Annotated in this window: 9 protein-coding genes; 3 read left to right on the plus strand and 6 right to left on the minus strand. The window is 70.1% G+C overall.

What is annotated here, in order from left to right; all coding sequences use genetic code 11:
* Window positions 1-508 precede the first annotated feature (508 nt).
* The 3 genes from AB0B28_RS11620 to AB0B28_RS11630 all read right to left on the minus strand — a co-directional run bounded on the left by AB0B28_RS11620 (window position 509) and on the right by AB0B28_RS11630 (window position 4,952).
* Window positions 509-2,590 carry a DEAD/DEAH box helicase gene (locus AB0B28_RS11620; RefSeq protein ID WP_360119829.1) on the minus strand — a complete coding sequence of 694 codons (2,082 nt, stop codon included), beginning with the start codon at window positions 2,588-2,590 and terminating at the stop codon, window positions 509-511.
* A 222-nt stretch (window positions 2,591-2,812) separates the two neighbouring features.
* A complete protein-coding gene (locus AB0B28_RS11625; RefSeq protein ID WP_360119831.1) occupies window positions 2,813-3,847 on the minus strand; it encodes a GNAT family N-acetyltransferase in 1,035 nt (344 codons plus the stop codon).
* Window positions 3,848-3,932: 85 nt separating this feature from the next.
* Window positions 3,933-4,952 (minus strand): GNAT family N-acetyltransferase, encoded by a 1,020-nt coding sequence (locus AB0B28_RS11630; protein WP_360119833.1) that lies wholly within the window; start codon window positions 4,950-4,952, stop codon window positions 3,933-3,935.
* Window positions 4,953-5,111: 159 nt separating this feature from the next.
* On the opposite strand from AB0B28_RS11630, the gene AB0B28_RS11635 reads away from it, so the two are divergent.
* Window positions 5,112-5,705 carry a SigE family RNA polymerase sigma factor gene (locus AB0B28_RS11635; RefSeq protein WP_360119835.1) on the plus strand — a complete coding sequence of 198 codons (594 nt, stop codon included), beginning with the start codon at window positions 5,112-5,114 and terminating at the stop codon, window positions 5,703-5,705.
* A complete protein-coding gene (locus AB0B28_RS11640) occupies window positions 5,698-6,873 on the plus strand; it encodes a hypothetical protein (RefSeq protein ID WP_360119837.1) in 1,176 nt (391 codons plus the stop codon). Before AB0B28_RS11635 ends, AB0B28_RS11640 begins: the two co-directional genes overlap by 8 nt.
* A gap of 76 nt (window positions 6,874-6,949) precedes the next feature.
* On the opposite strand, the gene AB0B28_RS11645 is transcribed toward AB0B28_RS11640, so the two are convergent.
* The 3 genes from AB0B28_RS11645 to AB0B28_RS11655 form a co-directional block, all read right to left on the minus strand.
* Window positions 6,950-7,153 carry a cold-shock protein gene (locus AB0B28_RS11645; protein ID WP_030161360.1) on the minus strand — a complete coding sequence of 68 codons (204 nt, stop codon included), beginning with the start codon at window positions 7,151-7,153 and terminating at the stop codon, window positions 6,950-6,952.
* 269 nt (window positions 7,154-7,422) lie between these two features.
* A complete protein-coding gene (locus AB0B28_RS11650; RefSeq protein WP_360119840.1) occupies window positions 7,423-9,327 on the minus strand; it encodes an ABC transporter ATP-binding protein in 1,905 nt (634 codons plus the stop codon).
* A gap of 100 nt (window positions 9,328-9,427) precedes the next feature.
* Window positions 9,428-9,682 carry a helix-turn-helix domain-containing protein gene (locus AB0B28_RS11655; RefSeq protein WP_360119842.1) on the minus strand — a complete coding sequence of 85 codons (255 nt, stop codon included), beginning with the start codon at window positions 9,680-9,682 and terminating at the stop codon, window positions 9,428-9,430.
* 104 nt (window positions 9,683-9,786) lie between these two features.
* On the opposite strand from AB0B28_RS11655, the gene AB0B28_RS11660 reads away from it, so the two are divergent.
* Window positions 9,787-11,013 carry a hypothetical protein gene (locus tag AB0B28_RS11660; protein ID WP_360119844.1) on the plus strand — a complete coding sequence of 409 codons (1,227 nt, stop codon included), beginning with the start codon at window positions 9,787-9,789 and terminating at the stop codon, window positions 11,011-11,013.
* Window positions 11,014-11,160: the final 147 nt, after the last annotated feature.

The following is an 11,160-nucleotide window of genomic DNA, read 5'->3' on the forward strand; positions in this document are numbered from 1 at the left end:
GGCGGCGGGCGGCGGGCGGCGGGCGGCGGGCGGCGGGCGGCGGGCGGCGGGCGGCGGGCGGCGGGCGGCGGGCGGCGGGCGGCGGCGAGAGTATGTCGTACCTTCGCGCGATCATTGCAACCGGGGGCAGTCGAGTTCGGACACGCCCGACCGCAGGGGTCGACACACGCACCCGGGCGTGTCGCGACACAGTCGCCCCCGAATCAATGATCGCGCGGTGGTACGACATCGCCCCGAAGCGAGCGACACTCGCACGCGCGAGCGGGGGCCGGGGCGGCAGCGGTAACGGCAGCGGCAGCGGCAGCGGCAGCGGCAGCGGCAGCGAGTGTCGGTGGCTCGCGCGATCATTCGAACCGGGGGCGCTCGTGTCGCGACACGCCCGAGCGCGGGGGTCGGCGCCGCGTGTGGTGGCGGCTTCGGCCGGAGATGCGCGGCAGCGATGCTGAACCACCTGCCGAATACGGAGACGGCCCCGGGGCAAACCCCGGGGCCGCTTATTCGTCAGTGCTTACCAGCGGTCACGACGTTCGCGGTCGCCTCGGAAGCCGCCGCGTTCGCCGCCCTCGCGGTTGCCGTAGCCGCCGCGGCCTCGGTCGTTGCCGTAGCCGCCGCCTTCACGGTTGCCCCGGAAGCCGCCGCGGTCGTTGCCGCCGCTGTAGCCGCCTCGGCCGCGCTCGCCGTAGCCGCCGCCGCGGTTGTCACGGTCGCCATAGCCACCGCGCGAACCGCCGTAGCCGCCGCGGTTGTCACGGTCGCCGTAGCCGCCGCCTTCACGGTTGCCCCGGTAGCCGCCGCGGTCGCCGCCTTCACGGTTCCCACGGTAACCGCCACGGTCACCGCCCTCGCGGTTGCCCCGGTACCCACCTCGGTCACCGCCCTCGCGGTTGCCGCGATATCCACCGCGGTCGCCGCCTTCACGGTTCCCTCGATAACCGCCACGGTCGCCGCCGCCTCGGTTGCCATAGCCGCCGCGACGGTCGTCGCGCTCGCGGCGCGGGCCGCGGTCGCGGGACTTCGACGGGCCTTCGATGATCTCCTTCTCGGCCTGCTCGCGAAGGCGGGTGGCCTCGGTGCGCAGGCCCGCGGCGTCCTCCTTCAGGCGCTCGATCTGACGCTCGAGGCGCTTGACCTCGTCGTCGTTGCGAGTCGCCTGGTGCTCGGCCGAGACCGCGCGCAGGTCGGTGAAGTTGCGCGCGCCCATGAGCTCGGTGAGCTCGGGGTCGAAGTTGTCGTTCACGTAGTGGCGCTTGGCGTCCACTCCGGCGCGCTCGATCAGGCTGAACATGCTGCGGTTCTGGTGCGGGAGCACGAGAGTCGCCACGTGGCCCGACTGCCCGGCGCGCGCCGTGCGGCCCGCGCGGTGCAGGTAGTCCTTGTGGGTCTTGGGCGGGTCGACGTGGAGGACCATGTCGACGCCGTCGACGTGGATGCCGCGCGCGGCGACGTCGGTGCAGACCAGCGCGTCCAGGCGGCCGTTCTTGAAACGGTCGAGGACCTTGGAGCGGTCGACCTGCGACATGCCGCCGTGGAGGCCCTCGGCGTTGACGCCGGACTCGCGCAGCTCGTCGGCGATGCGGTCGACGGCCAGCTGGGTCCGCACGAACACCATCGTCAGGCCCGGGCGGGCCGCGACGGCGGCGGTCATGGTGGCCTTGTCCCTCGGGCCGATGAGCATGAGGTGGTGGGTCATGGTGGTGACCGAGCCGGCGGGCGGGTCGACCGAGTGCGTGACCGGGTCGGTCAGGTACTTCTTGACCAGGACGTCGATCTCCTGCTCCAGAGTGGCGGAGAACAGCATGCGCTGGCCGCCCTCGGGGAGCTGGTCGAACAGCTCCTGGACCTCGGGCAGGAAGCCCATGTCGGCCATCTGGTCGGCCTCGTCGAGCACGGCCAGTTCGACCTCGTCGAGCGAGCACTCGCCGCGGCGGATCAGGTCGCGCAGGCGGCCGGGGGTGGCGACGAGCATGTCGACCCCGGCGCGGAGCGCGTCGATCTGGCGCGAGAACGCGGTGCCGCCGCACACGACCTTCATGTCGATGCCGACGGCGTCGCCGAAGGTCTGGAGCGAGTCGGCGACCTGGATGGCCAGTTCGCGGGTGGGCGTCAGGATGATCGCCCGCGGGTGCTTGGCCCGGGTGCGACCGCCCGCGGCGAGGCGGGCGAGGGCCGGGAGGCCGAAGGCGAGGGTCTTGCCCGAGCCGGTCTGGCCGCGGCCGAGGACGTCGCGTCCGGCGACGGCGTCGGGGATCGTGGCGGCCTGGATCGGGAAGGGCGTGAGGATGCCCCGCTCGGCCAGCGCGGCGGTGATCTTCTCGGGGAGGCCGAGGTCTTCGAAGGTGGGGCCGGTGTAGACGGGGACCTCGTCGGTCTCGACGGTGAACTCCTCGGCGGGGGCCTCGGTGGTCTCGGGGGCGGTCGCGGCGGGGGCCGCGGTCGCTTCCGCAGTGGTCTCGGCCGGGGTCTCGGCGGCGGGGGCGGCCTCGGGGGCGCTCACCTCTGCGGCCGGTGCGGCCTGGGGGGTTTCGGTGGTTTCGGGTGCGGTGTCCGGTGCACTGATGGCAGCGTCGGGCACAGTCGGGTCAATAGTCATGGTTCGCCTTCCGCGAGAACGACTTCGTGAGTGACGCACGTTCCGCGGATAATTCGATTCACCATGAGCCGACGGTGATGGGGCGGGACGCGCCTGATCGGGCCACTATGAGGGCCAGCTAATGACAATAGCCGACCGAGGGCGGCTGTCGCCACCTACTCGGCCGACTTGTGCCTGGAGACACCATTTCCGCGGCTTCGCCGCGCGTGAGGGAGTCGGGTGTCACGACTCGGCTTTGTAGAGGAACTCCCCGATCGCGTCGACGATCTCGTACCCGAGGGTGACGTTGATGCCGATCATGGGGGCGTTAACATCCGCGTTGTCGGTCCAGATGCGACGGACGCCGGGGAAGTTCTCGCGGACCAGGAGCAGGTTCTCGAGTTTGAGCAGGAGTCCGAGGCGGTGGCCGCGGTGGTCCTTGTCCACGATGGTGATGCCTTGGAAGGCTTCGGGATAGGTGTGGTCGTCGTAGCAGAACACGGCGGTGTTGGCGACCACTTCGCCGCTGGCGCGGTGGCGGGCCACGGTCTGGACGGGGATGACGCCCATGGCCTCGTTGCGTTCGGCCTTGGCCTGCTTGAGTTCGACGTCGATGTGCTCGGGTTCGAGTTCGAGGTCGCCCAGGGGGACTTCGGCGAGGATCGTGGAGTCGATCCGGGCCATGGTCTCCATGAGCTCGTCGGGGGTGCGGCCGATCCAGGAGATGATCTCGTAGTCCTCGCCGGCGGCGGTGCGGGCCTGAGCGAGGAGGTCCTGCTCGACGGCGGGGTCGAGGGCGTCCACGGCGCAGCTGCGGTTGATCGAGGTGAGCGCGAGCTTGAGGCCGCGCTTTTCGAGGAACCGCTGGCCCTCGTCGGAGCGCTTGACGCCGTCTTCCCAGGTCATTCGGGTCTGGACGGAGAGGTCGGTGCGGCCTTCGGCGCGGCCGAGGGCGATGAAGTGGTCGTAGAGGGCGGTGCCGACGCCGCGGCGGCGCAGGTCGGGGCGGACGTAGATGTCGGCCCAGCCGAAGTGGAGGTTCTCGCGGCTCGGCAGGCCGATTTCCAGCAGGCCCGCGACTTCGCCGTCGAGTTCGGCGACGAAGGTGAGGTGGCGTTCGTCGGGTGGAGGGTAGGACAGTCCTGCGATGAACTTGCCGCGGTGGTGGGCGGGGCTCTCGGGGCAGTCGGCCTCGTGGGCGGCGCGGAGGACCTCGAAGGCTCCGGCGACGAGGTCGCCGTCGGCGGGGTCGAGTTCGCGGATGGTGGCTTCAGTCATGGGGTCAGTGTGGACAGGTGTCGGGATCTGCGGCAACCGAATTACGAACTCGGCGGGCGCCCCGCTCGGGGCGCCCGCGGGCCGGTCAGGCGAGCTTGCGCTGGTAGTCGGCGTTGGCGTCGACGGTGGTGTAGCCCATGAGCTCGTTGATGGCGATCATGTGGGCGTTGACGTCGGCGTTGTCGGTCCAGATGTGCGCGAGGTCGGGGAAGGTCGCGCGCAGTTGGCGGAGGTTCGCGAGTTTGACGAGCAGGCCGAGGCGGTGGCCGCGGTGGCCGGGGTCGACGATGGTGATGCCCTGGTGGCCGTTGACCTCGTCGCCTTCGTCGACGGCGACGGCGGTCCAGGCCACGACTTCGCCGGTGGCGCTCTCGACGGCCACGGTGTGGGACCAGCGGCGGCCTTCGACCGCGTAGACCGCTTCCTTGGCGCGGAGCTTCTCGGGGGTCATGGCCTCGGGGGCCATCTCGATCTCGCCGAGGGGGATCTCGCTGACGATCATGGTCTCCATGCGGCACATGGTGTCCACGAGGTCGTCGGGGGTCGCGCCGATCCACTGGCGGACCTCGTAGGCGTCGCCGGCCTTGGCGAGGGCCTCGTCGAAACGTCGGGCCTCTTCATCGGCGCCGAGGGGGTCGACGGGGCTGCGGCGGTTGACGGTGGTGAGGGCGAGCTCGTAGTCGCGGCGGGCCAGCGCGGCCGCGCCGATCCCCTCGCGCGCGGGGCCGCCTTCCCAGTAGACGGGGACGGAGGTGAGGGCGGTGGTGCGCCCGTCGGCGGCGCAGCGGCGCTCGACGAGGTCGAGCAGGGCCGCGCCGTGGCCTTGGCGGCGGTGCTTGGGGTGGACGATGATGTCGAAGAACGCGAGTTCGGTGTTCTCGTCGGTGAAGTACGCGATGCGGGCGTAGCCGACCAGGACGTCGCCTTCGAGGGCGGCGAACCAGTGCTTCTCGCGCCCGGGGAAGGCGTGGGTGAAGGTGGTCTTGAAGAACCGCTCGGTCTGGGAGGGGTTCTCGGGGGTGTCGGCGTCGTGCGCCGCGGCGATGAGCGCGAAGGCCTGATCGATCAGATCGGGACGCTTGGCGTCGAATTCGATGATTTCCACGGGCCCAGTGTGACGTGTGGGGGCGAGCGCATCAATCGCAAATTTCCGTATGGGCCGTTCGGCTGATGATGCTCGGCCGTTCGTAGGATGCGGAGGTGGGCCACGCTGCCCGTCTAGCTAGGTACCCACACCTTTTCTCTTCACGGAACGGAGCCGATCGTGAGCGGACCCACCGCCCCTTCAGGGGCACCGCCGACGCGGCAGACCGAGTTCGAGGACTTCGTCAGAGCCCGCTCCGGGGCGCTGTGCGCCGCGGCGTACCTGCTCACCGGCGACCGCGGCCTCGCCGAAGACCTCGTGCAGGACGCCCTGGCCCGCACCTGGCGGTCCTGGAAGCGCCTGCACCGCACCGCCAACGCGGAGGCCTACACCAGGCGCACCATGTACCACCTGCACGTCAGCCGCTGGCGGCGCAGGAAGGTCGCCGAGATCACCAGCGAGGAGCTGCCCGAGCGGGCCGACGAGAGCGGCGACGAGTCCGAGACGGCCCTGCGGGTCGCCGTCCACGCCGCGCTGCTGTCGCTGCCGGCGAACCAGAGAGCCGCGATCGTGCTGCGGTACTTCGAGGACCACACCGAGGCCAGCGCGGCGGCGATCCTCGACTGCCCGGTGACGACGTTGCGGTCGCGGGTCCAGCGGGGGCTGCGGCGGCTGCGGCGGTCCTTCCCCGATCTGGTGCTCGGTTTCGCCGAGGCGCCGACCGCCGCTTGGGAGCGGGAATTCGAGCACGCGAGAGGAGAGTCCAATGAATGACTCGATTCGTGAAGTACTGCAAGGGATCGCCTCGGACGGCTCCGCTCCGTCCGATGACCTGGCGGCCGGGGCGTACAAACGGGCCCGGCGCATCGGCAGGCAGCGCATGGCGGTCGTGGCGGGACTCGCCGTGGTCGCGGTGGCCGCGGTCAGCGTGGGCGGGGTGGCCCTCGCGGGGATGAACGATACGACCGAGCCGCCCCCGGCGATCAACCCGACGACCGAGGCGCCGACCGAACCGGAGGAGACCTTCCAGGAGGACGAGGACCCCGACGAGGGCCAGGGCGGTGAGATCGACTGCGAGCGGCCTGCGAGCGACTGGTCGGGCTGGGGCGACTCGGACTCGATGCGGCCGCTGACCGAACTGCCCGAGGAACTGTACGTGCTGCTCGGCTCGAACGAGATGCCGCTGATGCAGGTCCACCGCTACGACGGCGCGGGCAACGAGTACGTGATCGAAGGCGAGACCTACCGGCCGCGGATCGCACCCGACGGGAACCGGTATGTCACGGCCATGGACTGCTCAGGTGGCATCAATCTGCTCGACGACGCTGCCGAAGGCTTGGCGAGCATCGGCATCGACTCGATGTACTGCACGCCGTCGTGGTCTCCGGACTCCAACTTCGTCACGATCACCACGCCGTCGCCTGATTTCGACGACCGCTACCTGCTGAACCTGGAGACCGGGGAGCAGACCGAGCTGCCCGAAGAGGTCTCGTGCTCACCGGTCTGGTCGGGGGACGGGCAGTACCTGGTGGACTTCAACGTCGCGATGCGCCCTGACGGCTCGGATCGAGTCGACTTCCCGGCGGCGGCGACGTGGAGCACCGATAGCGAACTCCCTGGCCTGTCCGGGGTCTCGGCCGACCTGGGCCGGGCGTGCCTGCAGATGTACGACGCCGAATACGGGGCGTCGGGCCACATCAGCCCGTGGCGGTGCGACAAGTACGTGGACACCGCGACCGGTGAGGAACTGGAGCTGCCGGTGGCCACCGAAGGCGACGTGCACGTGGTGTTCCTGGTCGACGGGGCGATGATCGTGGGCGACCAGGTGGGCGACCGTCTCGACGTGACGCTCGTGTCTGCGTCCGGATCGGTCCTGGACGAGCGTGTGCTCGACGTCGGCACGTGGACCACGGCGCAGATCGAGGGGTACTACACCGGCTGAGACAGGGCCCCTGGGGCCGGACACCACAGAAGCCGCTGTCCTTCAGATGAAGGGCAGCGGCTTCGGCTCTAGTTGCTTAGAGAGCGCGCAGGTTAGCGGCCTGCGGGCCCTTCTTGCCCTGCTCCACGTCGAACTCCACGCGCTGGTTCTCTTCCAGGGAGCGGTAGCCGTTCCCGGTGATCGCGGTGAAGTGGACGAAGATGTCCGGGCCGTCGCCATCAGGAGCGATGAAGCCGAAGCCCTTGTCGGAGTTGAACCACTTAACGGTGCCTTGCGCCATTACTGTATTTCCTTGCGATGTTGATTTTCAGACCCGCCGCCTGCCCTAACCTGGGGGTTTACTCCTGGGTGGACAACCCGGCGTGATGGTCCGAGATGTGCCGCCATTGCTGGCGCTTCACCAATCCGGTGCTTTCGAACCGAACTGGCCTCTGGACACTACAGTACCCCTGCTTTCCTGAAACCTGGCAGCACAAAATTTTCCTCACATTCGGGGTGCGCGACCTGCGATTTCACAACGCGCCCCCCATTGAATGTGATTCAGCACACTTACGCGGCGGTGGAGAGCGCCGCGTCCGGGCTCGGACCGGCGAACTGGGTGCGGTACAGGTCGGCGTAGAGGCCGCCGGTGCCCACGAGCTCGTCGTGGCTGCCGGTCTCAACCACGCGGCCGTCTTGGAGGACCACGATCCGGTCGGCGCGGCGCACCGTGGAGAGTCGGTGGGCGATGACCAGGGACGTACGGCCCTCCAGGGCCGAGTCCAGGGCCCGCTGCACGGCCGCCTCGGACTCGGAGTCCAGGTGGGCGGTGGCCTCGTCCAGGATCACGATCGGCGGGGCCTTGAGCAGGACCCGGGCGATCGCCAGGCGCTGCTTCTCGCCGCCGGAGAACCGGAAGCCCCGCTCCCCCACGACCGTGTCGAGGCCCGTCTCCAGGCGGCGCACGGTGTCGCCGATCTGGGCGCGGTCGAGCGCGGACCAGATCTCCTCGTCGGTGGCCCCGGGCCGGGCGTAGCGCAGGTTCTCGCGCACCGTGTCGTGGAACAGGTGGGCGTCCTGGGTGACCATGCCGATGTGGTCGGTGAGCGAGTCGGCGGTGAGCTCGCGGACGTCGACACCGCCGACCTCGACCGCGCCGCCCGACACGTCGTACAGGCGCGGGACCAGGCTGGCCGTGGTGGACTTGCCGGCGCCCGAAGGGCCGACCAGCGCCACGAGCTCACCGGGCTGGACCGCGAAGGACACGTCCGTCAGGATCTGGCGGCCCGAGTCGGAGCGGTCGGGGCGGGCGAGGTCCTCCAGGCTCGCGAGCGAGACCTCGTCGGGGCCGGGGTAGCGGAAGTCGACGTCGCGGAACGTGATCGACGCGGCGCCCGGCGGGAGGGTCTTGGCGTCCTCGGCCTCGCGGATGAGCGGCTTGAGGTCGAGGACCTCGAAGACCCGCTGGAAGCTCACCAGAGCGCTCATGACGTCCACGCGGACGTTCGACAGGGCCGTCAGCGGCCCGTAGAGGCGGGTCAAGAGCAGCGCGAGGGTGACCACGGTGCCGGCGCTGAGCTGGCCCGCGAAGACCAGCGCGCCGCCCAGGCCATAGGCGAGGGCCTGGGACAGGCCCGCCACGACCGTGAGCGCCACGATGAACGTGCGCGCGTACATGGCGGTGGTGACACCGATGCCGCGCACGCGGTCGGCCTTGCCGGAGAACTCCGAGGACTCGGTGCCCGGGCTACCGAAGAGCTTGACCAGCATCGCGCCGCCGACGTTGAAGCGCTCGGCCATCTGGGTGTTCATGGCCGCGTTCAGGTCGAAGCTCTCCTTGGTGAGGGCCGCGAGCTTGCGGCCGACCCACTTGGCGGGCACCAGGAACACCGGGACCAGCACCAGCGAGAGCAGCGTGATCTGCCAGGACTGGAAGAACATCACGCCGATGATGAGCGTGACGGCGATGCCGTTGGAGACGAGCCCGGAGAGGGTGCTCGTGAAGGCGCGCTGGGCGCCCATGACGTCGTTGTTGAGCCGCGAGACCAGAGCGCCGGTCTGCGAGCGGGTGAAGAACGCGACCGGCATGGACTGGACGTGGTCGAACACGGCCCGGCGCAGGTCGAAGATGATGCCTTCGCCGAGGCGCGCACCGTACCAGCGCATCGCGAGGTTGAGGCCGCCTTCGAACAGGGCCAGTCCGGCGATGACGGCGGCGATCGTGATGACGCCGCGCTGGGTGCCGGAGGCGCTGGTGAGTTCGTTGACGATGTCGCCCGCCAGGACGGGCGTGGCCACGCCGATGGCCGCGATCGCGGTCACCAGGGCCAGGAAGAGGGAGATGTCGCGGGCGTAGGGCCTCGCGAATCGGATGATGCGGCGCTTTACGCCGCTGGAGAGGGTGACGCCTTTGAGGTCGTCGGCTCGGCGCATCGAACGCATCGCGTCCCGGCCGGCAGGTCCCATATTCGCCATAGGGCCTCCTGAGTGCAGGTGCCCGTATGCGTCTAGTGGGGTGGGGCTCGGGCAGTTTCCGTCTTGTTTCCAGACCGGTCAACGCCGAAGGTGGGATGTTTTATTTCCCCGAGCCCTTGCGCGCCCCTCCCCGAGTGCGGAAATCGACACCGGCCTCGGCCAGGAGGCGGTGGACGAAGCCGTAGGAACGGCCGATCGAGGCCGCGATGTCGCGGATGCTGCGTCCGCGGTCGTATTCGGCGGTGACGTACTCGGTGAGGTCGCGGCGCTCCTCGCCGCGGACCTGGCGGTTCCGATCGGGACGGGACGGGTCGGACCGGTCCGCGCCGCGCTGCGTTGGCACTTCGGAAGTCATGAGTCCTTTCCTACGCACGGAGGGTGATGGAGGAACGTTGTGAAGTTTGCCGGACTTTTCTCGCCCGGCGGTCGGTTGTGTCGGATACCCGATAGTTTCGTGAGGTGACCGCACCGCAGACCTCCTACACCGACCGGGTCGAGGCCCTCGCCCCGCTGAGGCGACGCCATGACGTGCTGCGCGACATCGCGATCTGGCTGATCCTGTTGGTGGCGACGCTGACGCTGGCGTCGGTGGCGGTGTCGACCTCCGAGGTGATCGGTCCGGCCACGCTCCCGTGGTGGCCGGCCCAGAACCTCTCGCTGCACGTGACCGCCGGGATGGTGGTCGCGCCGTTGACGGCCGTGGCCGTGCTCGCGGCGGCCTCGCGCCCGGCGGCGGCGCGGATGTCGTGGAACACGCTGCTGGTGGTGTCGTACCTGGCTTCGATCACGTGGTCAGCCGCGCTGCACACCAATGTGGAGCCGACCACGATGTCGACGGCGACCCCCGGGGCGCGCAGCGCGATCGCACTGCTGGTGTCGTTCACCGGTTCCGAAGCGGGCCTTGCGATCACGGTGATCGCACTGTCCTGTCTGGCGGTACCGCTGACGCTGGTGGCGGTGAAGTCGGTGTCCGGGCCGGTGGCGGCGCGGGCGCTCGCGCCGCTGCTGATCCTGGGGCCGTGGGCGGCCTGGGCCACTTTGGGGATCGACGGGATCGCGGCGGCCGCGTGCGCGGCGGTGCTCGCGTGCGGGGCGGTGGTCTCGGAGCGGAAGGTCAAGCGCGCGGACGCGTTCTGGGGCGCGGCGGCGGCGGGCGGGCTGCTCGGGATCGCGGCGCTGCTGTCCTACGGGGCGGCGTGGTTCGCGGTCTCGTTGCTGTGCTTGTACTTCGCGCGGCGCAGGCCCACGCAGATCCTGGTCTCGGCCGCGGCGGCGCTGGCGGTGCTGGGGTTGGCCGCGGCGGCGGGGAGCTCGTGGCCGTACGGGCTGGTGGACACCTACAACGCGGCGATCGGCGAGATCGCGGCGCACCCCGGGCAGCTGTGGTGGCTGGCGCTGATGCCCGCGCTGGTGTGCGTGGCGTGCGGCCCGGCGATCGTGGAGAGCCTGCGGCGCTTCGGGACGAGCACGGCGTGGCCGCTCATGATCGGTCCGCTGCTGGCGCTCATGATCGCGCCGCTGAGCGGCTCGAACCCCGAACGCCCCGAATACGGCTGGATCGCGTTGTGCCCGTGGCTGATCGTGGCAGCGACGGCGGGAACGAAGCGCGGCAAAGCGGTCCGGGTCCCGCTGATGACGGCCGCGACAGGCGCCTGCGCGGCCGTGATCCTGATGTACTCGGGCTGACCTCGCGGGGGCGGCCATCCCTAGCCCCCACCCACCCAGAGGGGAAAAGGTAGTCGCCACTTTGCCGCTCGGGTACGACAAGAACGGGGCCGCGGCGGCGAAATGTCACCCGAAAGCGTGCGCAGACGCGCGCGGCCCTCGCGAAGC

The sequence above is a fragment of the Glycomyces sp. NPDC046736 genome (genome assembly GCF_040645615.1).
GTDB lineage: Bacteria > Actinomycetota > Actinomycetes > Mycobacteriales > Micromonosporaceae > Glycomyces.